At 60.0% G+C, this 22,875-nt stretch carries 22 protein-coding genes and 1 pseudogene; 12 read left to right on the forward strand and 11 right to left on the reverse strand.

The window, feature by feature from the left end:
* Positions 1–2,604, forward strand: a complete 2,604-nt coding sequence (ligD, locus tag AD669_RS10170; RefSeq protein ID WP_053119283.1) for a DNA ligase D — start codon at positions 1–3, stop codon at positions 2,602–2,604.
* On the opposite strand, the gene AD669_RS10175 is transcribed toward ligD, so the two are convergent.
* The 3 genes from AD669_RS10175 to sodC all read right to left on the reverse strand — a co-directional run bounded on the left by AD669_RS10175 (position 2,605) and on the right by sodC (position 4,066).
* Positions 2,605–3,006, reverse strand: a complete 402-nt coding sequence (locus AD669_RS10175; protein WP_172680099.1) for a hypothetical protein — start codon at positions 3,004–3,006, stop codon at positions 2,605–2,607.
* 80 nt (positions 3,007–3,086) lie between these two features.
* Positions 3,087–3,401 (reverse strand): DUF2388 domain-containing protein, encoded by a 315-nt coding sequence (locus tag AD669_RS10180; RefSeq protein WP_053119287.1) that lies wholly within the window; start codon positions 3,399–3,401, stop codon positions 3,087–3,089.
* 143 nt (positions 3,402–3,544) lie between these two features.
* Complete coding sequence (gene sodC, locus AD669_RS10185) at positions 3,545–4,066, reverse strand: superoxide dismutase family protein (protein ID WP_053119289.1); 522 nt, start codon at positions 4,064–4,066, stop codon at positions 3,545–3,547.
* 247 nt (positions 4,067–4,313) lie between these two features.
* On the opposite strand from sodC, the pseudogene AD669_RS28995 reads away from it, so the two are divergent.
* The 3 genes and pseudogenes from AD669_RS28995 to mqo all read left to right on the forward strand — a co-directional run.
* Positions 4,314–5,069, forward strand: a pseudogene (locus AD669_RS28995) (HAMP domain-containing protein); the annotation flags it as partial.
* Positions 5,070–5,201: 132 nt separating this feature from the next.
* Positions 5,202–5,927 carry a methyl-accepting chemotaxis protein gene (locus tag AD669_RS29000; RefSeq protein WP_371262369.1) on the forward strand — a complete coding sequence of 242 codons (726 nt, stop codon included), beginning with the start codon at positions 5,202–5,204 and terminating at the stop codon, positions 5,925–5,927.
* A 509-nt stretch (positions 5,928–6,436) separates the two neighbouring features.
* Complete coding sequence (gene mqo / locus AD669_RS10195; protein ID WP_053119292.1) at positions 6,437–8,083, forward strand: malate dehydrogenase (quinone); 1,647 nt, start codon at positions 6,437–6,439, stop codon at positions 8,081–8,083.
* 222 nt (positions 8,084–8,305) lie between these two features.
* Here the strand turns inward: mqo and AD669_RS10200 are convergent, their stop codons facing one another.
* Positions 8,306–8,734 (reverse strand): nuclear transport factor 2 family protein, encoded by a 429-nt coding sequence (locus AD669_RS10200; protein ID WP_053119294.1) that lies wholly within the window; start codon positions 8,732–8,734, stop codon positions 8,306–8,308.
* Between the two features lie 479 nt (positions 8,735–9,213).
* On the opposite strand from AD669_RS10200, the gene AD669_RS10210 reads away from it, so the two are divergent.
* Genes AD669_RS10210 through AD669_RS10220 form a run of 3 tightly spaced genes read left to right on the forward strand, consistent with a single transcriptional unit; the run spans position 9,214 to position 11,595 of the window.
* Positions 9,214–9,660 (forward strand): NUDIX hydrolase, encoded by a 447-nt coding sequence (locus tag AD669_RS10210; protein ID WP_053119296.1) that lies wholly within the window; start codon positions 9,214–9,216, stop codon positions 9,658–9,660.
* A 60-nt stretch (positions 9,661–9,720) separates the two neighbouring features.
* Positions 9,721–10,932 carry a hypothetical protein gene (locus AD669_RS10215; protein ID WP_053119298.1) on the forward strand — a complete coding sequence of 404 codons (1,212 nt, stop codon included), beginning with the start codon at positions 9,721–9,723 and terminating at the stop codon, positions 10,930–10,932.
* Positions 10,933–10,962: 30 nt separating this feature from the next.
* Positions 10,963–11,595, forward strand: coding sequence for a PQQ-binding-like beta-propeller repeat protein (locus tag AD669_RS10220; RefSeq protein ID WP_053119300.1), 633 nt, complete (start codon positions 10,963–10,965; stop codon positions 11,593–11,595).
* Between the two features lie 117 nt (positions 11,596–11,712).
* Here AD669_RS10220 and AD669_RS10225 read toward each other — a convergent pair whose 3' ends face one another.
* Both AD669_RS10225 and AD669_RS10230 read right to left on the reverse strand, forming a co-directional pair.
* The gene (locus AD669_RS10225) at positions 11,713–12,576 is read right to left on the reverse strand and encodes a CAP domain-containing protein (RefSeq protein ID WP_053119302.1); all 864 of its coding nucleotides are present in this window, start codon (positions 12,574–12,576) and stop codon (positions 11,713–11,715) included.
* A gap of 215 nt (positions 12,577–12,791) precedes the next feature.
* Entirely contained in the window at positions 12,792–13,562 is a 771-nt protein-coding gene (locus AD669_RS10230) for an alpha/beta hydrolase (RefSeq protein WP_053119304.1), read from the reverse strand.
* 112 nt (positions 13,563–13,674) lie between these two features.
* Between AD669_RS10230 and AD669_RS10235 the strand changes: the two genes are divergently transcribed.
* Entirely contained in the window at positions 13,675–14,619 is a 945-nt protein-coding gene (locus AD669_RS10235; RefSeq protein WP_172680100.1) for an aldo/keto reductase, read from the forward strand.
* Between the two features lie 145 nt (positions 14,620–14,764).
* On the opposite strand, the gene AD669_RS10240 is transcribed toward AD669_RS10235, so the two are convergent.
* On the reverse strand, positions 14,765–15,658 hold the full coding sequence (locus tag AD669_RS10240) for a LysR family transcriptional regulator (protein ID WP_053119307.1): 894 nt from the start codon (positions 15,656–15,658) through the stop codon (positions 14,765–14,767).
* A gap of 98 nt (positions 15,659–15,756) precedes the next feature.
* Here AD669_RS10240 and AD669_RS10245 point away from each other — a divergent pair, with 98 nt between their 5' ends.
* Entirely contained in the window at positions 15,757–16,233 is a 477-nt protein-coding gene (locus AD669_RS10245) for a cupin domain-containing protein (RefSeq protein ID WP_053119308.1), read from the forward strand.
* Between the two features lie 112 nt (positions 16,234–16,345).
* Here AD669_RS10245 and paoC read toward each other — a convergent pair whose 3' ends face one another.
* From paoC to paoA, 3 genes are read right to left on the reverse strand one after another with little or no spacing between them, the layout of a single operon-like run.
* A complete protein-coding gene (paoC, locus tag AD669_RS10250) occupies positions 16,346–18,544 on the reverse strand; it encodes an aldehyde oxidoreductase molybdenum-binding subunit PaoC (protein ID WP_053119311.1) in 2,199 nt (732 codons plus the stop codon).
* A complete protein-coding gene (locus AD669_RS10255) occupies positions 18,541–19,494 on the reverse strand; it encodes a xanthine dehydrogenase family protein subunit M (RefSeq protein ID WP_053119313.1) in 954 nt (317 codons plus the stop codon). Before AD669_RS10255 ends, paoC begins: the two co-directional genes overlap by 4 nt.
* On the reverse strand, positions 19,491–20,114 hold the full coding sequence (paoA, locus tag AD669_RS10260) for an aldehyde dehydrogenase iron-sulfur subunit PaoA (protein WP_053119315.1): 624 nt from the start codon (positions 20,112–20,114) through the stop codon (positions 19,491–19,493). Before paoA ends, AD669_RS10255 begins: the two co-directional genes overlap by 4 nt.
* Before the next feature lie 435 nt (positions 20,115–20,549).
* Here paoA and AD669_RS10265 point away from each other — a divergent pair, with 435 nt between their 5' ends.
* The gene (locus AD669_RS10265) at positions 20,550–20,753 is read left to right on the forward strand and encodes a hypothetical protein (protein ID WP_053119318.1); all 204 of its coding nucleotides are present in this window, start codon (positions 20,550–20,552) and stop codon (positions 20,751–20,753) included.
* A gap of 38 nt (positions 20,754–20,791) precedes the next feature.
* Here AD669_RS10265 and AD669_RS10270 read toward each other — a convergent pair whose 3' ends face one another.
* Positions 20,792–21,064, reverse strand: a complete 273-nt coding sequence (locus AD669_RS10270) for a hypothetical protein (protein ID WP_053119320.1) — start codon at positions 21,062–21,064, stop codon at positions 20,792–20,794.
* Between the two features lie 300 nt (positions 21,065–21,364).
* Between AD669_RS10270 and AD669_RS10275 the strand changes: the two genes are divergently transcribed.
* Together AD669_RS10275 and AD669_RS10280 are read left to right on the forward strand one after the other, a co-directional pair.
* The gene (locus tag AD669_RS10275) at positions 21,365–22,447 is read left to right on the forward strand and encodes a hypothetical protein (protein ID WP_053119323.1); all 1,083 of its coding nucleotides are present in this window, start codon (positions 21,365–21,367) and stop codon (positions 22,445–22,447) included.
* Positions 22,448–22,449: 2 nt separating this feature from the next.
* The gene (locus tag AD669_RS10280) at positions 22,450–22,803 is read left to right on the forward strand and encodes a DUF1428 domain-containing protein (RefSeq protein WP_053119325.1); all 354 of its coding nucleotides are present in this window, start codon (positions 22,450–22,452) and stop codon (positions 22,801–22,803) included.
* Positions 22,804–22,875 lie beyond the last annotated feature (72 nt).

A 22,875-nucleotide genomic window follows, 5' to 3' on the forward strand; every position in this document is an offset into this window, starting at 1 on the left:
ATGAACAGGAACCTCGACGACTACAACAGCATGCGCGATTTCTCGGCAACCTCGGAACCGGCGGCAGTCAAACGCTCGGGCCGTAAAAACGCCGCCGAGCACGCCTTGCAGTTCTGCATCCAGAAGCACGACGCTTCGCACCTGCATTATGACTTTCGCCTGGAACTCGATGGCGCGTTGAAGAGTTGGGCCGTGCCGAAGGGGCCGTCGCTGGATCCCAAGGTCAAGCGCCTGGCAGTGCACGTCGAGGATCATCCGCTGGATTACGCGACCTTCGAGGGCAGCATTCCCGAAGGGCATTACGGCGCAGGGGATGTGATTGTCTGGGATCGCGGCGTGTGGATTCCGCAGGAGGATCCGCAACAGGCCTACGCCAAAGGCAAGCTCAAATTCGAACTGCAAGGCGAGAAACTCGGCGGGATCTGGAATCTGGTGCGCACGCACATGCCGGGGAAAAAGGAGCAGTGGTTCCTGATCAAACATCAGGACGGCGCGGCGCGGCCTCAGGATGATTACGACGTGCTGGTCGCTGAGCCGGACAGCGTGTTGAGCGAACGCACCCTCGTCGACAAACCGAAACTCGCCGCCGAGCAAAGCAAACCGGTGAAGAAACCCGCCGCGAAATCGCGCAAAAAAGCCACCGGCACGCTGACGGGCGCGCATAAAGCCAAGCTGCCGGCGCAGCTCAAACCCGAATTGGCCACATTGGTCGACAGCGCGCCCGAAGGGCAGTGGAGCTACGAAATCAAATTCGATGGCTACCGGATCATGGCGCGGATCGATCACGACCAGGTGCAACTGTTCACCCGCAACGGTCATGACTGGACGCACAAGCTGCCGCAACAGGCTGACGCCTTGGCCGCGCTGGGTCTGGAATCGGCTTGGCTGGACGGCGAAATGGTCGTCGCCAATGAACATGGCGTGCCGGATTTTCAGGCGCTGCAAAATGCTTTCGAGGCTGGGCGCAGCGGCAACATTCTCTACTACCTGTTTGATCTGCCCTATCTCAACGGCGTCGACTTGCGTGAGGTGCCGGTTGAAGAGCGTCGAGCCGCGCTAGCGACGATCCTCGGCGCGCAGAAAAATCCGCTGCTGCGCTATTCCGAAGCCTTCGACGAAACCCCGGATGCATTGCTCAACAGCGCTTGTCAGATGCAGATGGAAGGCCTGATCGGCAAACGCCTCGGCTCGCCTTATGTGTCGCGACGCAGCGGTGACTGGATCAAACTGAAGTGCAAGCATCGGCAGGAATTTGTCGTCGTCGGCTACACCGATCCGAAAGGTTCGCGCAGTGCCTTCGGTGCCTTGCTGCTCGGTCTGCATGATCGCGACAGCGGCGAATTGCGCTACGCCGGCAAGGTTGGCACGGGCTTCAACGAAGCGACGCTGAAAAGCATTCTGGCGCAGCTGAAACCGTTGCAGGTGAAGAAGGCTGCCGTGGTCAATCCGCCGAGCGGTTTCGAGGCCAAAGGCGTGCACTGGCTCAAACCGAAATTGTTGGCCGAAATCGCCTTCGCTGAAATGACCAAGGACGGCTCGGTGCGCCACGCCGTGTTCCATGGTTTGCGCGATGACAAACCGGCCAAGGACATCACTGAGGAGCGAGCGAAACCGGTGAAGACTTCAGAGACGAAAACTGCAGCGAAAAGCCCTGCAAAAAAAACGGCGAAAAAAGTGGCCGCGGAAAAGGCTGAGACTGCGCCGTCGCAACTCGGTCTGGCCAACGGCAAGGTTCGCATCACTCACCCTGATCGGGTGATCGACGCGGTCAGCGGCACGACCAAAATGCAACTGGCCGAGTACTACGCCAGCGTTGCCGAATGGATTCTGCCGCAACTCAAGGATCGCCCGGTGGCGCTGGTGCGAGCGCCGGATGGCATTGCGGGTGAACTGTTCTTCCAGAAGAACGCCGAGCGCCTGGCGATCCCCGGCATCAGCACGCTGGACAAAGACGTCACCGGCCAACCGGTGATGCTGATCAACAACGCCGAAGCACTGATCGGCGCGGTGCAGATGAGCACGGTCGAGTTGCACACCTGGAACGCGACCACGGTGGATCTGGATAAACCCGATCGCTTCGTGCTCGACCTCGACCCTGATCCGGCGCTGCCGTGGAAGAGCATGGTCGAAGCCACCGCGCTGACCTTGACCGTGCTCGATGAACTCGGCTTGAAAGCGTTTCTGAAAACCAGTGGCGGCAAGGGTATTCACTTGGTGGTGCCGATCACGCGCAAGCTCGGCTGGGATGAAGTGAAGGATTTCAGCCACGCGATTGTCAGCCATATGGCCAAGCTGTTGCCGGATCGATTTTCGGCGGTGTCCGGGCCGAAAAACCGTGTCGGGCGCATCTTCATCGACTACCTGCGCAACGGCCTCGGCGCCACCACCATCTGCACTTACTCGGCGCGTACGCGCGAAGGGCTACCGGTGTCGGTACCGCTGTTTCGTGAAGAGGTTGGGGAGATCAAGGGCGGCAATCAATGGAACGTGCATAACGTCCACGAACGGTTGGCCGAGGTTGGCGATGAGCCTTGGGCTGACATGAAGAAAACCCGGCAGAGCATCACCGCCGAGATGCGCAAACGAGTCGGCATGAAAAAGTGATCAGCTGTCGCGCAGCAAGTCGTGGGCGTTAAGCAATTCAAAAGCGATTTCGGGGTTGTTGTTCAAGCCCCGTCGAATCGCCGTTGGAATCGACTTGCGCGTTTTGCGGCACAGACCTGGCAGCGCGTCGATTTCGATCTCGATGCCGAGCATGGTGCGCACTTCGTGAAACCCCGGTGAGACGTCGACGCGAATGCCCAACTGCTCGAACATGCGTTTTTGCAGGTGCCGGAGGTCGTCGAGGTTTTTCAGTTTTTCGAGACGCGCGAGCAGGATTTTTTCTTCCTCGCGGGTCAGGCGCAGGATGCGCAAATCCGCGCCGGGCGTGTCCAGCAACGGGTCGCGCCCGCAATTGCAGGCGCCGGGTGGGCAGGGGGAGCGCAAAGGCGCAGTCGTCGTCATGGCCTCCATCATAGAGGCCGTCGGACAGTTTTGCCTATGCGCCTTCAGCGGCCATCCATCGGCTGCTTGCTCCGTGCCGGTTACTGATTCAGGCCTTCGTAATGCACCAGAATGGCGTTGGCGAGGTCTTCATCGCTGGCATTGATGCCGGGATTTTCCTGACGAACCTGTTGCAACACCGACTCAAGATAAACCCCGCGAATGGCTCCGCCGCTGGCGACAAAGGCAGACAAGTCGTCACGCGCCGGGATCACCATTTTGTGATCCTTGAAGGTCGAGTACAGCGAAGCGGAAACGCCGGCCGAAGTGGCCACATCCCCCGCATCGACCTTGGCCATAGCGGAGCCGACGGGCAGGCATAAGAGTAAAGAAGAAACGAGCAATAACTTGCGCATGACGGGGTTCCTCCACAAGCGCTAAGCAAAAAGGGAAGGACTGCATAATGTGAGAGGTGCGCGGAGGGCGGGAGTTCCGTGAGGCGTTAATTCTGCAGACGCGGGCACGCCATGGCGGGTGCCCGGTCTTGACGCGAGTTCTATCAAATCACGCCACAGGCCATGCGATCACCGCCACCACCCAGAGGTTTTGGCATGTCGGAATGGTTGTCGCCACCGGCATGAATCATCAGCGCGTGGCCTTTGATCTCGGAGATTTTTTTCAGGCGCGGCGCCAGCACCGGGTAATTGGCGATACCGTCAGCGGTCACGTACACCGCCGGCAGGTCACCGAGATGGCCGTCAGCGTATGGGCCGAGGTGCTTGCCGGTTTTCTGCGGATCGAAGTGTACGCCAGCTGCCAGTGCCGCGCCTTTGACGCCGTCCTTCATGCCCGGCTCGCAACTGCCGTTTTCATGCACGTGAAAACCGTGCACGCCGGCCGGCAGGGATTTCAGATCAGGGGTAAACAACAGGCCATACGGCGTCTCACTGACGGTAATCGAGCCGATCGCCTGCGGTGCACCGTCGGCGCTGACCAGATTGATCGCGACTTTTTCCGTCGCTGCCTGAGCAGTGCCGATTGCGAAGGTGCCGAGCAGACCTAACCACAGTGCGCGTTTCATAAGCGTTTCCTTGTGCTGCATGAGTTTTCAGAACGACGGACTCAATAGTCTGCCGGCATTAACCGGCGATGAAAGCCATGTCCGCATGCGTTGAAAAGTGAGACTTGCCGCTCAAACTGAAAGTTTTATCGCCGTTGCCCTGCGCGCAGACATCTGCCGACACGCTCTGGCGCGGCAGACCGGCACAAATAGGCTTAACTCTAGGACTGACAGGCCTTTACCGGCGTCCCCCAAGGAGAAACCCACGGTGTCAATCAAACTGCGTTTAGTGTTGCTGATTGTTACCAGTCTGCTGACGGCATTACTCGTGAGTCTGGTCAGTTACGTCGGTAACCTGCACATGGCCTCGGCGGTGAGCGACAACGCGGTGAGCATGAGCGCGCTGCGCAACCACATGGAAGCGGACATGATGCACGACGCCCTGCGTGCCGACGTCTATTCGGCAATGTTGGTGGGGCTGGGCAAAAGCACCAGCACGGCGGCCGAGGCACGCAGTTCGATCGAGGAGCATGCGCGGCATTTTCGTGAGGTGCTGGAAGAAAACCTGAAACTGCCGATCAACCCGACGTTGCGATCGGCGCTGGAGCAGATCAAACCGAGCCTTGAAACTTACATCAATGCCGGGGAACGCATTGTCGGCCTGGCGCTGGATAACCCGGACGCTGCGCAGCAGGAACTGGGCACGTTCAATGCGGCGTTCAGCCAGCTGGAAACGCAGATGGCCGCGTTGAGTGAATTGATTGAAGCCAATACCCGTGAGACCAGCGCTGGCACCGAAGCCGCGATCCGCAACGCCAACATTGCCCTCGGCGTGGTCTTACTGGCGGGGCTGTTGCTGCTTTTGGTCGAGGGGCGCTGGGTGATCCGCAGCATTCTCGGGCCGTTGAAAACCGCCAGCCGCATCGCCGAAAGCATCGCCCACGGCAACCTCAGTGAACCGATCACCGAGCCGTCCGGCAAGGACGAAGCGAGCGCTTTGATTCGCACGCTGGCGACCATGCAACGCGATTTGCGCAACATGATCGACGTGGTGCGTAGCAACGCCCACGGCGTCAGCGGCATGAGCGAGCAACTCAGCCACGGCTGCCATCAAGTCGCCGACAGCAGCCAGCAACAAAGCGTCGCCGCCAGCACCATGGCCGCTGCTGCCAGCCAGATGACCGCGAGTATCGAGGAAATCACTCGCCACGCCGAACGCGCCCTGAGCATGGCCAATCAGGCAGAAAACCTGGCGAAGGAGGGCGGCGGGGTGATTCATCAAGTGGTCAGCGATATGGACGACATTGCTCGTTCGGCGCAACAGTCGGCGCAAGTGATCCGCACGCTGGATCAGGAATCCGAAGGCATTTTCAACATTATCCAAGTGATCAAAAGCATCGCCGACCAGACCAATTTACTGGCGCTTAACGCTGCGATCGAAGCGGCGCGGGCGGGCGAACAGGGTCGTGGTTTTGCCGTGGTGGCGGATGAAGTGCGCAGTCTGGCGGCACGCACCAGTGCCTCGACCCAGGAAATTGCTGCGATGGTCGCGCGCATTCAGCACAGCACCCGCGAGGCGGTGAGCAGCATGGAAGCGGGTGTGGCGCAGGTCGACAAGGGCATGGCGGTGACGGCAGAGGTGGAGAGGGCGATCCGGGAGATTCTGGAGGCCACATTAAGTACCACACAGTTGGTCAACGACATTACCCGCACGATTGGCGAACAGAGCTTGGCCAGTAACGAGATTGCTCATCAGGTCGAGATGATTGCGGGGATGTCCGAGGGCAATAGCCGGGTGATCGGGCAGACGGCGACGACTACGGATGAGCTGTCGAGTCTGGCGGGGCAGTTGGCGCAGTCGGTGGATCGGTTTCGGTTGTAACAGAGTTTTGCAGTGATTGAGCGGCCGCTTTCGCGAGCAAGCTTTGCTCCTACGGGGATCGTTGATACCCGCTTTTCGTAGGAGCAGAGCTTGCTCGCGAAGAGGCCCGTCCAGTCACCCCAATACTTAAATGCCCGCCCCAAGATTCATGTTCAACCCCCTCCAGCCGATAAGTCCCTGAACGCAGAAGGACTATCAAGTCGGGAACAGACGCGCGGGTTTGTCCTGACGTGATATTCTTCGCGCCAACTTGGTTTGACCTAATTCAGTTTGCTTGCCTTCGGGCGGGCTGACGGAATCCCTGTCGCTCAAGTAGCTGAAGCCAATAATGATAAAAAGTCAGTTCAGAAGGGACATTAACTGAGGTCGATGCAGCACGTCGGCCTTGTGTGCCCACCCGTCAAAATTGAAGTGTGCCGGAATCTGCGACGCTAGCCTGAGCGTCATCAAAGCGGATCGCATACAGATAACAGCGGCGGGCGGAAGGCGTTTTATCATAGGTGCAACAGATGTTTAAAAAAGTGAACACAGCTCTGCTGGGGCTGGCTTTGGCGATGGGGATGTCGTCCGCCAATGCTGAAGAAGCAAAGAAAGTCGACGTGCTGTTGATCGGCGGCGGCATCATGAGCACCACCCTGGGTGTGTGGATCAATGAGCTGGAGCCAAGCTGGTCGATGGAAATGGTCGAGCGCCTCGACGGCGTCGCCCTCGAAAGCTCCAACGGCTGGAACAACGCCGGTACCGGTCACTCGGCTCTGGCTGAGCTGAACTACACCCCGGAAGATGACAAAGGCAACGTGACGATCCCGAAAGCTGTCGAGATCAACGAAGCGTTCCAGGTGTCCCGTCAGTTCTGGGCCTGGCAGGTTCAGCAAGGCGTTCTGAAGAACCCTCGCTCGTTCATCAACACCACACCGCACATGAGCTTTGTCTGGGGTGATGACAACATCAAGTTCCTCAAAAAGCGCTACGAAGCCCTGCAAGCGAGCCCGCTGTTCGCTGGTATGCAGTACTCCGAAGATCCGGCTGTAATCAAGAAGTGGGTTCCGCTGATGATGGAAGGGCGTGACCCGAACCAGAAAATCGCGGCCACCTGGAGCCCGCTGGGTACCGACATGAACTTCGGCGAAATCACCCGCCAGTTCGCTGCCCATCTGCAAACCAAGCCTAACTTCGATCTGAAACTGTCGAGCGAAGTCCAGGACATCACCAAGAATGCCGATGGCACTTGGCGCGTCAGCTACAAAAACCTGAAAGACGGCAGCAAAACCGAAACCGACGCCAAGTTCGTGTTCATCGGCGCGGGCGGCGGTGCACTGCACCTGTTGCAGAAGTCGGGCATTCCTGAAGCCAAGGAATACGCTGGCTTCCCGGTAGGCGGCTCGTTCCTGGTGACCGATAACCCGACCATCGCTGAACAGCACTTGGCCAAGGCTTACGGTAAGGCTTCGGTTGGCGCACCACCGATGTCCGTTCCGCACCTGGACACCCGTGTTCTGGACGGCAAGCGCGTCATCCTGTTTGGCCCATTCGCGACCTTCAGCACCAAGTTCCTCAAAGAAGGCTCGTACCTGGACCTGCTGACCAGCACCACCACCCACAACATCTGGCCTATGACCAAGGTCGGCATCAAGGAATACCCGCTGGTCGAGTACCTCGCTGGCCAACTGATGCTGTCGGATGAAGACCGTCTGAACGCGCTGAAGGAATACTTCCCGAACGCCAAAGCCGAAGACTGGCGCCTGTGGCAAGCCGGCCAACGCGTGCAAATCATCAAGCGTGATGAAGCCGCTGGCGGCGTGCTGAAACTGGGCACCGAAATCGTTGCTGCACAAGACGGCTCCATCGCCGGCCTGCTTGGCGCATCGCCAGGCGCGTCGACCGCTGCACCGATCATGCTGAGCGTGTTGCAGAAAGTCTTCAAAGACAAAGTGGCTAGCCCAGAGTGGCAAACCAAGCTGCACCAGATCGTGCCAAGCTACGGCACTCAGCTGAACAGCGATCCAGCGAAAGTGGCCGAAGAGTGGGCTTACACCGCCAAGATCCTCGAACTGCCGACACCTCCAGTGATCGGTCAGGCTGCTGCTCCGGCTGCACCTGCGGCTGAAAAAGCTGAAGCACCGAAGGAAAACGCTGCACGTGACATGGCTCTGTAATTAGACCCCTGACACACAAAGCCCACTGCACCGGCGACGGTCAGTGGGCTTTTTTTATCCCTCGATATCCCTTTGTATTCCCTGTATTCCCTGTAGGAGCTGCCGAAGGCTGCGATCTTTTGATCTTGTTTTAGAATCAAAAGATCGCAGCCTTCGGCAGCTCCTACGGAATTGTTTCGGTGTTCAGGTGTTCAGATGTTCAGATGTTCAGATGTTCAGATGTCAGGGTTTCGCGGAGGCCAGATAAGCGCCAAGTCGCCGCCCCATCTCTTCGCCCAACGCCTGCAACCCACTCAACGGCCGCACCATCACTTCAAACTCGACAATCTTGCCCTGCTCATCAAAGCGAATCATGTCGATGCCTTTCAGTTCCTTCGTTCCGACCTTGGCGCTGAACTCCAGAATCACATTCAAACCATCCGCCGTCGCCAGCTCACGGTGATATTCAAAGTCTTGAAACACCTCGAACACCGTATTGAGGATCATCGACACCACCGGCGCGCCGGGGTAGGGCGTGTGCGCCATCGGTGAACGGAATACGGCTTTGGCGTCAAGCAACTCGGGCAGGGCGCTCAAGTTGCCGGTGCGGATCATCTCGTGCCAGCGTTTCAGCGATTCGGCAACGTTGGGCTGCAGGTTCAATTCGGACATGGATTTACCCCAGAGTTTTTATTGTTTTTGCGCGACCGCAGTCACTCTAGCCTGTAGGAGCTGTCGAGTGAAACGAGGCTGCGATCTTTTGATCTTGTTGTTCACCGATCCAGATCAAAAGATCGCAGCCTTCGGCAGCTCCTACAGATCAGATGTCATCTGATACGCTTTTTTCGATTCTATCTGCCCCTGTAACCGGTTCAGTCACCGGCTCAAAATACCCCGGCAGTGCGGTCACTCACGGCAGTCCTTCATTCCGAAGCGTCCAGTGCACCGCAAACCCTGCATTGAGGAGAGCTCTATGTTCAAGATGGCGATTTTCCTGGGTGGATTTCTGACACTGACCATTCTGATCGGCGTGCTCGCGACAATTTCTCCGGTTTGAAACGCGTCAAGAGTTGATGGGTGATGCCTAGGGAATACGGCGCGAATCGTGATTTAATGCCGCGCTTTTCCCCCGCAAATGGACGTCACCCTTCATGGCCGAACCCCGCATCCGTGCGCTCGCACTCTGCATCTTTCATCACAAGGGTCGAATACTGGTGAACAGTTTTCACGACCCGATCCAGCAACAAACCCTCTTCCGTCCCGTCGGCGGTGGCATCGAATTCGGTGAGACCAGCGCCGAAGCGATCGAGCGTGAGGTGCAGGAAGAATTGGCGCAGTCGATCCATGACTTGCGCCTGATTGGCACGCTGGAAAGCCTCTTCGTTTACAACGGCAAGCCTGGGCACGAGATCGTTCAGGTCTACGATGCCTCATTTGACGATGCCGCTCTCTACGAACAACCCCATATTCAAGGGCATGAAAGTAACGGCGCTCCGTTCACAGCGAGTTGGCATGACAGCTCGAGCTTCAACGAACAATCTCCGTTAGTGCCCAAAGGTTTGCTTGAACTGTTGAAGAAAAACCACTTGCTCAAGTAACCGGTATTAGACTCCCCTGAAGCTCCGACTTTCGGGAACCTCCGCCATGCGTCATTCACCATGGACTCACTGATCACCGCCGCCAGCCGTGCGCTTGCGGCGGGGGATCCGTTGGCGGCGCTGAATTTCGTCGCCCTGCGCGAAGACCCTCCGGCGCTGGCGTTGCGCGGTATTGCCATGGCGCAGTTGGGCGATCTGCCGCGTGCCAAGGCGTTGTTGCAGCGGGCGGTGAAGGCGTTCGGTCGCAATGAGCCGCTGTCGCGGGCGCGGTGTCTTGTTGCCGAGGCCGAAGTGGCGCTGGCGGCGCGCGATCTGGGCTGGCCGGTGGAGGCGCTGGAGGCGGCGCGTCGGTTGCTGGAGGATCACGGCGACCGGCTCAACGCGGCGCACGCGCGTTACTTGCAGATTCGTCGATTGTTGTTGATCGGTGAGCTGGATGACGCTAAACGGTTGCTCGCTGAACAGGATCCTGCACCACTTCCGCCAGCCTTGCGTGCCGCCCATGAACTGGTGGCGGCGGGCATTGCGTTGCGCAGGGTTCAGGCGCACAGGGCGCAGGCGGCGCTGGTTCGCGCGCAACACGCGGCGCGGGAGGCTGGCATTGAGGCGTTGAGCGTTGAAGTCGAGCACGCCGCGCAAATCCTTGAGGCGCCGGTTGCCAGATTGATCATCAGCGGAAAAGAGCAGCCGCTGAAACTCGCAGAAGTAGAAACCCTGTTCGCTTCAAAAGCGTTGGTCATCGATGCCTGCCGCTACAGTGTGCGCGGCGCCGGCATGACGGTTGCGCTTGCCACTCGCCCGGTGCTTTTCCATCTCGCCCGGTTACTGGCCGAGGCTTGGCCGGGCGATGTTTCGCGAGAGGCGCTGATTGCCAAGGCTTTCCGATTGCAGCTCAGTGATGAATCGCACCGCGTGCGTTTGCGCGTCGAAATCGGCCGATTACGTGCGGCCCTGCAACCACTGGCGAACATTCGCGCCACGGCTCGCGGTTATATGCTCGTCGCGGAGGAAGTAGCGTTGCTGACCTTGCCGGTCGAGGACAAACATGCGGCGCTGCTGGCCTTGCTCGCGGATGGCGAAGCGTGGTCGAGCTCAGCACTGGCACTCGCATTGGGCAGCAGTCAACGCCAAGTGCAACGAGCGCTTGAGACACTGGCCTCGGAAAACAAAATCCAGTCCTTCGGTCTGGGCCGATCACGGCGCTGGATGACGCCGCCGGTGCCGGGTTTCGCGACGATCTTGTTACTCCCGGTGTCGCTGGGCAATGGCTAGGCTGGTCTCAACCAACACGAGGAAGCCCCCATGAAACACGCAAACGCAGAAATCCTTCGCGAATACGGCCCGTTCGAAGGGGTCGACGGCATCCACGGCGTGACCTTCGACGGTCAGCAAGTCTGGTTCGCCAGCGACGGTCAGCTCAATGCGCTGGATCCGGCCAGCGGCGAAACCGTGCGCACGCTCAAGGTCGGCGCTGATGGCGGCACCGCGTTCGATGGCAAACATCTGTTCCAGATTGCCGACCGCCACATCCACAAAATCGACCCGGCCACGGGGCGCATCCTCAACACCATCGCCGCACCCGGTGGTGGCAACGATTCCGGCATGGCCTGGGCCGAGGGTTCGTTATGGGTTGGTCAGTATCGCGACCGTAAAATCCATCAGATCAACCCGGAAACCGGCGAGATTTTGCGCACGCTGGAGTCGAACCGCTTTGTCACCGGCGTGACGTGGGTTGATGGCGCGCTGTGGCATGGCACGTGGGAAGGCGAGGAGAGCGAACTGCGGCGGATCGATCCGGGTAACGGTGAGGTACTGGAAAGCCTGACGATGCCCGACGGGACTGGCGTGTCGGGGCTGGAGGCGGATGGCAAGGATCGGTTCTATTGTGGTGGCGGGAATAGCGGGCGGGTGCGGGCGGTGCGTCGGCCCAAGTGATGAGGTGACACTGCTGGCCTCTTCGCGAGCAGGCTCGCTCCCACTTCGGCCTGTGTACGCCGATCTACTGTGGGAGCGAGCCTGCTCGCGAAAGGGCCATTTGCTTTAAATCAAAAATCAAGGCGCACCAAACAGCATCGTCCAGTAAACCCCTTCATCACTTCGCGCTTCACTGGCAAAACCCGCCCCCACTTGGGTAAACATCGGGTTCATCAAATTGGCGCAATGCCCCGGACTGGCCAGCCACCCGGCCATCGCCTTGCCCGGCGAACTCTGCCCGGCGGCAATGTTTTCGCCTATCTGCCGCCCCCGATAACCCGCCGCTCTGGCGCGATCCGCCGGCAAATCACCGTCCGGATCACGATGCGCAAAATAATTGCCATAAGCCATGGCCTTACTGTGCCCTTGTGCGGCCGCGCCCAGCGCAGCGTTCCAACTCAGCGGTCGGGCGGCAGCGAAGCGTTGGCGCCCGCACATCCGTGGCCGGGCGCGAGCGGCATTGACCTCGGCGAGCAGCGCTTTGCCGACGCTACGATTATCGCCGACACGGTTGTCGAGCACCGGCCGCGCCAGCACCACTTGCCATTCACTGCGCGAACGGCTGATGCCGATGTCGGCGTACTGACTGTCGAGCAATGCGCCGCAGTAGTGGTCTTGTAGCTGGTCGAAGGCTTCGTCGGCATCCTCTGCACCGACGATGCGGATGCTGCGCACGGTCACCGCCGCATATCCGGACGATTTCAGCGCCTCGCGCATGCCGCCGCCGGAGCCATAGCCGATGGGCAGCGCGAGATTTTCTTTCAACGCCAGCGGAGCCAGGCGCTGCGCGGGGCGACGGTCGCAGCGTTGCGGGTGGGCGCGGTAGTCGTTGATGGCAGCGACCAGTTGGCGTTCGGCGCCGGCGTGGGCAGATTGAGCAAACAAAGGCGAAAGCAGCAGGCACAGCGAAACCAGACGAAGTGGGTGGGCGGTGTGGCGCATGGAGTGGATGGCTCAGGAGAGGAAAAAGCGGCGCGTGTAGGACTGGGGTTTTTGGACTTGGTTCAGGGTGGCAGGTGTGGTTTTTTTCTGGGGTATTGATGTGATTTGGCCGGCCCCTTCGCGAGCAAGCTCTGCTCCTACGGCATTGTGTGGAGCTCAAGCCCTTGTAGGAGCAAAGCTTGCTCGCGAAGAGGCCAGACCCGCCAACACAAATCTCAGCGATTCAACACATCGCCCATCCACCGCAAATACTCCCCCCGCTCGGAAATCGAGTTATGCCCCGAATCCGGCACCACCTTAAGCACCGCCACCCCCTCGGGAAAATTCCTCAATAGCCGCTCGGTACTGTCCCGCGCAATCACTTCGTCATCACTCGCCGCCAGCAACAACGTCGGCACGCGAATATGCGCCGCGTATTTGCCTGACTCGAAACGATCCTTGAGCAACCACTTCACCGGCACCCACGGATATTGCTTCACGGCGACTTCTTCGAGGCTGTTGTACGGCGTCACCAGAATCAAATTCTGCACCGGCCGTTGACTGGCCAGACGCACCGCAACGCCCGAACCCAGACTGCGCCCGATCACCGCCACCTGCGGATGGCTGGCGTACACCTGATCAAACAGCGCCAGCGCATCCTCGGCAATTGCTTCCTCGGAAGGCTTGCCGCCGCTGCCGCCAAACCCTCGATAGTGCAGAAAGTACAGCGCGTAATCCGGTAACGCCGCGGCGAACTCCGGCAGATTGTGCGAGACATCCTCGGCATTGCCGCCGAAATAGATCAGCGCCCGTTGCCCGACACGCTCGCGAGTGGTTACCCAGACGTCGGCATCCGCCATCGATAATTTCAACCGTGACTCCGCCGACTCCACCGTGCCGGCCTGCGGAAAATAGATCAGCGAGCGCTGAAAAAAGAACAGCGCCGCGCACAGCACCAAGTACACAGCGACGATCAAAGCGACGAGTAACATCAGGGTTCGGGACATTCGGCTACTTTTAACGGGGTAAGGAAGTCGGCAGTCGCAGTGTAGTCCAGCGATTTCGCCAGACGGTCTGCGCACACAACATGCAACAGATTCACGCAGCAGGGGAACCAGCATGAGCCACACTGAGGGTTACTCCCGTCGCCGATTGCTCACGCTGGCTGCCGGGGTTTCGGCAGTCTTCACTTTTGATCGGGCGTTGGCCACTGCCGCGCCACCCGCGACTATCCGAGGCCAAGCCATGCAGACCCGCGCCATCCCCTCCAGCTCCGAGTCATTGCCCCTGGTCGGTCTGGGCACGTATCGCGGATTCGACGTCGCGCCGGGCGACCCGGCTTATCGGCAACTGCCGTCGGTGCTCGATGAGCTGTTCACCAAGGGTGGCACGGTGATCGACAGCTCACCCATGTATGGTCGCGCCGAGCAGACCACCGGCGAATTGCTGTCGATCCATGAACCCCGCTCGCCGGCGTTTCTGGCGACCAAGGTGTGGGTACGCGGGCGCGAGGAAGGCATCGCACAGATGGAGCAGTCGTTCAGCCTGCTGCGCACCGAACGCATCGACCTGATGCAGATCCACAACCTGCTCGACTGGAAAACCCACCTGCCGACCCTGCGCGAATGGAAAGAGCAGGGGCGCATCCGCTACATCGGCATCACCCATTACACGTCCTCGGCTTACGATGAAGTCGAAGCGGTGCTGAAGAATGAGCAACTGGATTTTCTGCAAATCAACTACGCCCTCGATGATCGAGGTGTGGAGAAACGCATCCTGCCGCTGTGCCGCGAGCGCGGGGTGGCGGTGATCTGCAATCGGCCGTTTGGTGGCGGTGCTTTGCTGGGCCGGCTCAAGGGCAAACCTTTGCCGGCGTGGGTGTCGGACGTCCAGGTCAATAGCTGGCCGCAACTGGCGCTGAAGTTTCTGCTGGCGCATCCGGCGGTGACCTGTGTGATTCCGGGGACGAGCAATCCGCGTTATATGGCCGACAACGTCAGGGCCGGATTCGGGCCGATGCTCACCGACGCGCAGCGGCATCAGTTGATTGCGTTGGTGGGGTAGTCCGTGGCGATATCCAGTTTGCGACGAATCTTGCAGGAGCCGAGCTTGCTCGCGAAAGCGGTGTATCAGTCAGCGAAAATATCGACTGATAAGGCCTCTTCGCGAGCAAGCTCTGCTCCTGCATAAAGCAGGTTGGCGGTTGGGGTCAGGGGCGATAGCGCAACGCCTCCAGCAACAACGCAAATGCCGGTGCCGCCTGACGCCGGCTCGGGTAGTAGAGGTGATACCCGGCGAATGTCGGGCACCAATCCTCAAGCACTTGCTGCAAGCGACCATCGGCCAGATACGGGGCGACGATGTTCTCCGGGATGTAGCTCAAACCGAAACCATCCAGCGCCGCATCAAGTAACGGGTAGACGCCGTTCAACGTGATTTGCCCGGATACCCGCACTTTCAGGCTTTCGCCATCCCTCTCGAACTCCCAGCTATACAGCCCGCCGTTGGTGGGCAGGCGCAAGTTGTTGCAGCTGTGGTCGGTCAGGTCGCGCGGGGTTTGCGGGGCGGGGCAGCGGGCGAAGTACGCGGGCGAGCCAACCACCGCCATGCGCATGTCCGGGCCGATGCGCGTGGCGATCATGCCTTGCGCAACGTCTTCGCCCAACCGAATGCCGGCGTCGAAGCCCTGGCCGGCGATGTCGACGAAACCATAATCACAGCTGACTTCGACAGCGATGTCGGGGTATTTGGGCAGGAATTCCTTGAGTACCGGGCGCAGCAGCCAGTCCAGCGAATGGTCAGTGGCGTTGATGCGGATTTTACCCGCCGGGGTTTCGCGCAGGTTGCTCAGGGCTGCCAGTTCCACTTCGATCTCTTCGAAGCGCGGGCCGATGGTTTGCAGCAGGTGCTCGCCGGCCTCGGTGGGCGAGACGCTGCGTGTGGTGCGCGTCAACAGGCGCAGGCCAAGGCGCGCCTCGAGGGCGCGAATGGTGTGGCTCAGCGCCGATTGCGAGACGCCGAGCTTGGCGGCAGCTTTGGTGAAGCTGCGTTCGCGGGCCACGGCGAGGAAGGCGAGCAGGTCGGTGGCGTTTTCCCGAAGCATTGATGAGTGTCTCGCATAAGTTTTTTCGAATTCTAGTCGATTATCTGAAGAGTGCGGGTCGGTAAAGTGATGGCATTGATTCTCTGGAGGAACTTGCCATGCACCCGATTGCTGCTTCTGCTCTGACCCTGTCCCTGTTGGCAGGTGAAGTGCAGGCCAATGAAAATCCTCGCGTGAGCGTTACGCCCAACGGCTCGCAACCTTCGGCCCGTGGCCCGGCGGATTGGTTCACCGGCACTGTGCGGGTTGATGCACCGTTCAAGGGGTCTGATGAAGCGCGGGTCAGTGGCGCGACGGTGACATTCGAGCCGGGCGCGCGCACGGCGTGGCACACCCATCCACTGGGGCAGACATTGATCGTCACCGCTGGGGTGGGTTTCGTGCAGGAATGGGGACAACCGGTACGCGAGATTCGCCCGGGGGATACTGTATGGATTGCGCCGGGTGCCAAACATTGGCACGGGGCGGCGCCAACCACGGCGATGACGCATATCGCGATTGCTGAAGTGCTTGATGGCAAGGTGGTGGAGTGGATGGAGCAGGTGAGCGCCGAGCAATACCCGCAGATCGACTGAGACTACCCCGTGATCCATGTAGGAGCTGCCGCAGGCTGCGATCTCTTGATCTTGCTTTTAAAAATCAAAGTCAAAAGATCGCAGCCTTCGGCAGCTCCTACAGGGATTTTGTTTAGATCATCTCGGGGAGTGAAGAGAGGATTTTATCCAGCGTAATCGGATACTCCCGCACCCGCGCGCCCGTGGCGTTATAGATCGCATTCGCCACCGCCGCACTCACCCCGCAAATGCCCAACTCACCGACACCTTTCGCCTTCATCGGCGAAGAAATCGGATCGGTTTCATCAAGAAAAATCACCTCCTGATGGGGAATGTCGGCATGCACCGGCACTTCATATCCCGCCAGATCATGGTTGACGAAAAACCCGAGCTTCTTGTCGATCGACAGTTCTTCCATCAACGCCGCACCGACGCCCATGGTCATCGCGCCGATCACCTGACTGCGCGCCGCTTTCGGGTTAAGAATCCGTCCCGCCGCACACACCGCGAGCATGCGCCGCACGCGGATTTCGCCAGTCGCCGCGTCCACAGCCACCTCAACGAAATGCGCACCAAACGTCGACTGCTGATATTGCTTGGCAAGGTCGGCAAATTCGATGCTGTCCTCGGCCACCAACACGCCGTTTTGCGCAGCATTACGCAGCGGCACTCGCTTGTCGCCGACGCGCACTTCACCGTCGACAAACTCAGCCTGATCCGCCGCCAACCCGAGCTTGCCCGCCACCGCTTCACGCAGTTTCATGCATGCGGCATACACCCCGGCGGTCGAGCAGTTGGCGCCGAATTGGCCGCCAGAACCCGACGAAACCGGGAAGCTCGAATCGCCCAGATGCACCGTCACGTCCTTCAAACCCACGCCCATCATCTCGGCGGCCGTCTGCGCGATGATCGTATAGCTGCCGGTACCGATGTCGGTCATGTCGGTTTCCACGGTGACCTTGCCGTCGCGTTCCAGCTTCACCCGCGCGCCCGATTTGACCAGCAGGTTGTTACGGATCGCTGCCGCCACGCCCATGCCGATCAGCCAGCGACCTTCGCGGCGGGTGCCCGGCTGAGCATTGCGTTGGCTCCAGCCGAACTTGTCGGCGCCGGTTTGCAGGCATTCGATCAAGCGGCGCTGGGAAAACGGCCGCTCGGTTTTCACCGGATCGACCTGAGTGTCGTTGAGGATGCGGAACTGGATTGGATCAAGTTTCAGCTGCTCGGCCATTTCGTCCATGGCGATTTCCAACACCATCAGCCCGGGCGTTTCGCCGGGCGCGCGCATGGAATTGCCTTCGGGTAGATCAAGCGGCGCGAGGCGCATCGTGACCAGACGATTTTCAGCGGCGTAGAGCAATTGACTCGGCTGCGCCGCGACCTCGACTTTGCCGTCCTCCAGGTTGCCCGACCAGCCTTCGTGGGCGATTGCCGTGAGTTTGCCGTCCGCCGTCGCACCCATGCGAATGCGCTGAATGGTGGCGGGACGGTGGGTGGTGTTGTTGGCCATTTGCGGGCGGGCGAGGGCGACTTTCACCGGTCTGCCGGCCATCCGTGCGCCCAGTGCAGCAAGGATTGAGTCGGCGCGAATGAACAGTTTGCCGCCGAATCCGCCGCCAATGTACGGCGAAATCAGGCGGACTTTTTCCTTCGGCAAACCGAGGGTGGTGGCGATGTCGTCGACGCTCCAGGCGATCATCTGATTGGACGTCCACAGCGTCAGCTCATCGCCTTTCCACGCGGCCAATGTGGCGTGCGGCTCCATCATCGCGTGTGACTGATCCGGCGTCGTGTAGGTCTGATCGAACTGCACCGGCGCGGCTTCGAACGCCTTGGCGAAATCACCGTGGCTGACGTCTGGCAACTCTTCTTTCGGCTCGACGCCTTTGTCGCGCACGCTGGCCAGATCGAACTCGCCAGTGGCCGCCACGTAATCAACCTTGACCATTTGCGCGGCGGCGCGCGCCTGTTCGAAAGTCTCGGCAACGACCAAGGCGACAGCCTGGTGATAGTGCTGAATCTCCGGCCCGGCAAGCAGGTGCGCGGCGTTGTATTTGCCCTTGCCGAGCTTGCCCGCGTTGGCGGCAGTGACGATCGCCAGCACGCCCGGCGCAGCTTTCGCGTCTTCAAGGTCGATGTTGTTGATCCGGCCTTTGGCAATGGCTGAGCCGACCATGAAGCCGTAAGCCTGATTGGCCACTGCCTCGTGTTGCTCGTAGGCGTACGGCGCCTGACCGCTGGTTTTCAGCGGGCCTTCGACACGGTCGGTGGGTTTGCCGATGACCTTTAACTGGTCGATCGGGTTGGTGGTGGCGGGCGTGTCGAATTTCATGCTTGTTCCCTCGCTTGCGCCAACACCGAACCGAGCGTGCGCTCGACCAGGGTCAGTTTGAATTGGTTGTCGTGGGTCGGCGTCGCGCCATCGAGCAGGCGTGCGCTGACGGCTTTTGCGCCGTCGGGCAGCAGCGCTTCGGCGGCTTCGACGCGCCACGGTTTCGGCGCGATCCCGCCGACGGCGATACGGCCGCAGCCATCCTTTTGCAGAATCAGGCCGACCGAGACCAGCGCAAATGCGTACGACGAGCGATCACGCACCTTGTGATAAATGTGCGTGCCGCCGACAGGCGCGGGCAGGGTCACGGCGGTGATGAATTCGCCGGGCGTGAGGCTGGTTTCGATGTTCGGCGTGTTGCCGGGCAACTGATGAAAATCGGCCATGGCGATGCTGCGGGTGCTGCCGTCGGGTTTCACCGTTTCGATCTGCGCATCGAGGGCGCGCATGGCGATGGCCATGTCACTCGGGTGCGTGGCGATGCAGGCGTCGCTGACGCCGATGATCCCCAGTTGCCTACTGACGCCGCCAATCGCCGCGCAACCACTGCCAGGCTGGCGTTTGTTGCACGCCTGATTGGTGTCATAGAAGTATGGGCAACGGGTGCGTTGCAGCAGATTGCCGGCGGTGGTTGCCATGTTGCGCAACTGGCCGGACGCGCCGGCGAGTAAGGCGCGTGAGAGCAAAGCGTAATCCTTGCGCACGCGGCTATCGGCAGCCAGATCGGTGTTGCGCACCAGCGCGCCGATGCGCAAACCACCCTCGGGCGTGGCTTCGATCTGATCCAGGCCCAAGTGATTGACGTCGATCAGGTGCAGCGGTGTTTCGATGTCGAGCTTCATCAAGTCCAGCAGATTGGTGCCGCCGGCAATGAACTTGGCGCCTTCAATCTGCGCCGCTTGCGCAGCGGCAGCGGGGGAGTCGGCGCGGCTGTAATTAAACGGTCTCATGCCGGCACCTCCGCGACTTCAGTCATGGCTTCGATGATGTTCGAGTAAGCACCGCAGCGGCAGATGTTGCCGCTCATGCGCTCCTGAAATTCACTGGCGATCAGTCGCGGGGAATCCGTCAGGCTGGGGCTGACATGGCTGGGAATGCCATCGCGGATTTCTTTGATAACTGACACTGCCGAGCAGATTTGCCCGGGCGTGCAATAGCCGCACTGATAACCGTCGTGCTTGATGAACGCGGCTTGCATCGGGTGCAACTGGTCGGGCATGCCAAGGCCTTCGATGGTGGTGATTTCACTGCCTTCGTGCATCACCGCCAGGGTCAGGCACGAGTTGATCCGCCGACCATCGGCAATCACCGTGCAGGCGCCGCACTGGCCGTGGTCGCAGCCTTTTTTGCTGCCGGTCAGGTGCAGGTGTTCGCGCAGGGCGTCGAGCAGAGTGGTGCGGTTGTCGACCTCCAGCGCCTGGGGTTTGCCGTTGACTTGAATTGTCACTTTGCTCATGGCGGGTTGCTCCAGGTTGGCCGCATAGGCCTTGAGGCTGATAAACGGGGGCATCGCGAAGGCTGTCGCGGTCACGGCGCCGAGGATTAAAAATCTGCGTCGGGAAATCGTCATGGTTCGATTCCTTGTCTCTCTCAATCAGGGCAGCGGGGTTGCGAATGGCCCAAACGGGCAGCCAGCGTGATCGCCGGTCTCGTTAAGGAGTGACCGCAGGGGGGAGGGAAAGGTTTTGTTGGATTTACGCCAGACTGTTATGTGCGGTGTTAGGCAATCTTTCGGCGGGTTCGGATTTTGCGGTGACGGGGCTGGCCTCTTCGCGAGCAAGCTCGGCTCCTGCAAGGAAAGCGGCGATGCGTTGCGCTTTGTAGGAGCAAAGCTTGCTCGCGAAGGGCGCTACGCCGATCCGACAGGCCGACAAACGGTCGATAGTGGCCACTGAATCAACACGTTTTTGTCCGGTCGTATCTGCGGCTGCGCGCACCGTGTCCTGAAGGCAAGGGCAGCGTGGCCGATTCCGTCGTCAAGACCTTGGTTTTAGGGAAGTGTTGAATGAAGCGCGCTACAACGATATTGCTGACCGTGACCGCCGCCGTTTTGCTCGGTGGTTGTGTGGCGGATTTTGATGATGACCATCGCCATGGCCGGCACTACGACCGCGATCATGGCCGTGGTTACGACCACGACCGGCGCTGGGACGATCGCGATGATCACCGCGACGGCCGTCGCTACTACCGTGATCGCGATGATGATTGATTGAATGAAAAAGGGCGTCCCATGGGACGCCCTTGTTGTTAAAAGTGAGCGCTCGCCTGGACGCGGGATCGCGTAGGCACGGAGGCCTCGATGTCCAGCAAATGGGTGGCGAGAATGTCGCTCAGAAAGCGGAACTGATCGTTGATGCCGACCACTTCATTGCTGAAGTGATTGATCGCGGCGGGCATCAGCAGATCTTCGAAAGCTTCGTTGAACACCAGCGCCTGTGTCTTGTGCGACACGTAGTGCTGGTCGTAGTAGTTGCTGCCGAACACCGGGAAACTCACGGAGAGTGTGATGGTGTGAATCATGATGTGAACTCCTCGTTGCGTCTCGGATGTGGCAATCGTGCCTTTGATGGGCGGTGGGCGGAAGGCAATCGTGGCGATGGTGGATATCGATGGCAGTGATGGTTGTCGCAGCCCCTGTGGGAGCGAGCTTGCTCGCGAAAGCGTCGAGCCAGTCGAATCATCTGTTTCTGATACACCGCATTCGCGAGCAAGCTCGCTCCCACAAGGGATCTGCGGAGTTTTCGCGACAGCGGACAAATGGTTCGACGCACACACCTATACTCAAATCTGCATCTTCCCAATTTGAAGGAAACCCCTTCCGTGAACCTGCGTGCGCTGCTCGTCGCCGCACTGTTTCTGCTGGCCGGCTGCGCCACGTCGGCCCGTGCCCCGGTGTCAGCGCCTAAAGCCGTGTTCGTCTCGCCTGCAACCTGGCAGCAGATCGACCGCGAGATCGTCAGCGCCTCCCAGCAGGCCACCGAGCAGGTCAAGCTGTTTGCCCGCGGTTCGATGGAACATTGGCGCATTCGCGTCTATGAGCAAACTGAAGAAAATTTCATCCCGTGGTTCAGCAGCTACTGGACGCAGGAATGGCTGTCGATGAAGGTCAGTTGGTACACCGTCAGTGCCGGTGGCGAGCAGGACGCTTCCGCCAAGCGTCTGGCGGCGTATCTGCTTGAGCAGTATCAGAAAAAAGTGCTGGCGCCGGTGGCGGTGGAGGTCGACCCGGACGCGATTCTCGGTCAGGCCACGGCGTTCTATGCGCAGTTGATGGCCCAGCAGATGCCGCTCATCGCCCAGCGTCATGGGGTGCCGGTTGCTCAGCTCAATGGGCGGTTGCAGAAGATTCCGGCGATCGCGCTCGGCCCTCCGCCAGCGCGCGATGCTTCGTTGTATCAAGTCATCAGCAGCGAACCGCTGAACACGCTGCCGGCGTATGCCGCGCTCATCGACAAGATCCATACCGACGGCGGCGCCAAGGGGATTGCCTCGACGGACGCCGGCATGGCGCCGGTGGCCAAACGCGCGAGCCAGCGCATGGAAGCGGAGATGGCCCCGCGCGGAGCTGCCAGCGCCGTGGCAGCCGCCGCCGGTAAATTGGCCGGTGGGCTGATTTCGGTGGGTGTCGCGGGGATCCGCGCGATCATTCAGGCCAACGATCGCCCCGACAGCGAAGCGTTGATTCGCAACAGTCTCGGCAGCACCTTCGATAAGGCCTGGCTGAAACTGGTGCAGAACCCGACGACCGGCGTCATGGCCGGCACGCTGCACATGGCCGGTCAGGTCGAACGCAATCTGGGTGCGCGGGAGGAACCGTCGGTCGGCTTGGGCGTGAACCGTGTCGAATGGCAGCCGCCGGATTCGACTACTCAGCAGATCGAACCCAACGTACAAGGAGAATGATCATGGCTTACATCGATATTTTCGTGGCGCCTGTGCCGACTGCCAATCGTGAACAGTACAAACAACACTGCGTGATCGCGGCAAAACTGTTCAAGGAATACGGTGCGCTCAGCGTGGCTGAATGCTGGGGCGATGACGTGCCGGACGGCAAGCTCACGTCGTTCCCGATGGCGGTGAAACTCAAGGAGGGCGAAACCGTGGTGTCTGGCTGGCTGATCTGGCCGGACAAAGCCACCCGCGATGCCGGCATGGCAAAAATGATGGAAGACCCGCGCATGCAACCCGACGTCAACCCGATGCCGTTTGATGGGCAGCGCATGATCTACGGCGGCTTCCAATACCTCCTTGAACCTTGACCCCACACCATCCCCTGTAGGAGCTGCGGCACGCTGCGATCTTTTGATTTTGATTTTAAAAACAAGATCAAA

This window comes from Pseudomonas sp. P1.31, from assembly GCF_001269815.1.
In the GTDB taxonomy this organism is placed as follows: Bacteria; Pseudomonadota; Gammaproteobacteria; order Pseudomonadales; family Pseudomonadaceae; genus Aquipseudomonas; species Aquipseudomonas rustica.

What these genes read in the sequence shown, in the direction of transcription:
- AD669_RS10280 (WP_053119325.1), top strand. Translation starts at nt 22,450, where the DNA reads ATGGCTTACATCGATATTTTCGTGGCGCCTGTGCCGACTGCCAATCGT.
- AD669_RS29000 (WP_371262369.1), top strand. Translation starts at nt 5,202, where the DNA reads ATGGCCGCTGCTGCCAGCCAGATGACCGCGAGTATCGAGGAAATCACT.
- AD669_RS10240 (WP_053119307.1), bottom strand. Translation starts at nt 15,658, where the DNA reads ATGCTTCGGGAAAACGCCACCGACCTGCTCGCCTTCCTCGCCGTGGCC.
- paoA (WP_053119315.1), bottom strand. Translation starts at nt 20,114, where the DNA reads ATGACGATTTCCCGACGCAGATTTTTAATCCTCGGCGCCGTGACCGCG.
- AD669_RS10235 (WP_172680100.1), top strand. Translation starts at nt 13,675, where the DNA reads ATGAGCCACACTGAGGGTTACTCCCGTCGCCGATTGCTCACGCTGGCT.
- AD669_RS10180 (WP_053119287.1), bottom strand. Translation starts at nt 3,401, where the DNA reads ATGCGCAAGTTATTGCTCGTTTCTTCTTTACTCTTATGCCTGCCCGTC.
- AD669_RS10245 (WP_053119308.1), top strand. Translation starts at nt 15,757, where the DNA reads ATGCACCCGATTGCTGCTTCTGCTCTGACCCTGTCCCTGTTGGCAGGT.
- mqo (WP_053119292.1), top strand. Translation starts at nt 6,437, where the DNA reads ATGTTTAAAAAAGTGAACACAGCTCTGCTGGGGCTGGCTTTGGCGATG.
- AD669_RS10175 (WP_172680099.1), bottom strand. Translation starts at nt 3,006, where the DNA reads ATGACGACGACTGCGCCTTTGCGCTCCCCCTGCCCACCCGGCGCCTGC.
- AD669_RS10215 (WP_053119298.1), top strand. Translation starts at nt 9,721, where the DNA reads ATGGACTCACTGATCACCGCCGCCAGCCGTGCGCTTGCGGCGGGGGAT.
- AD669_RS10220 (WP_053119300.1), top strand. Translation starts at nt 10,963, where the DNA reads ATGAAACACGCAAACGCAGAAATCCTTCGCGAATACGGCCCGTTCGAA.
- AD669_RS10265 (WP_053119318.1), top strand. Translation starts at nt 20,550, where the DNA reads ATGAAGCGCGCTACAACGATATTGCTGACCGTGACCGCCGCCGTTTTG.
- AD669_RS10230 (WP_053119304.1), bottom strand. Translation starts at nt 13,562, where the DNA reads ATGTCCCGAACCCTGATGTTACTCGTCGCTTTGATCGTCGCTGTGTAC.
- AD669_RS10210 (WP_053119296.1), top strand. Translation starts at nt 9,214, where the DNA reads ATGGCCGAACCCCGCATCCGTGCGCTCGCACTCTGCATCTTTCATCAC.
- sodC (WP_053119289.1), bottom strand. Translation starts at nt 4,066, where the DNA reads ATGAAACGCGCACTGTGGTTAGGTCTGCTCGGCACCTTCGCAATCGGC.
- ligD (WP_053119283.1), top strand. Translation starts at nt 1, where the DNA reads ATGAACAGGAACCTCGACGACTACAACAGCATGCGCGATTTCTCGGCA.
- paoC (WP_053119311.1), bottom strand. Translation starts at nt 18,544, where the DNA reads ATGAAATTCGACACGCCCGCCACCACCAACCCGATCGACCAGTTAAAG.
- AD669_RS10200 (WP_053119294.1), bottom strand. Translation starts at nt 8,734, where the DNA reads ATGTCCGAATTGAACCTGCAGCCCAACGTTGCCGAATCGCTGAAACGC.
- AD669_RS10270 (WP_053119320.1), bottom strand. Translation starts at nt 21,064, where the DNA reads ATGATTCACACCATCACACTCTCCGTGAGTTTCCCGGTGTTCGGCAGC.
- AD669_RS10225 (WP_053119302.1), bottom strand. Translation starts at nt 12,576, where the DNA reads ATGCGCCACACCGCCCACCCACTTCGTCTGGTTTCGCTGTGCCTGCTG.
- AD669_RS10255 (WP_053119313.1), bottom strand. Translation starts at nt 19,494, where the DNA reads ATGAGACCGTTTAATTACAGCCGCGCCGACTCCCCCGCTGCCGCTGCG.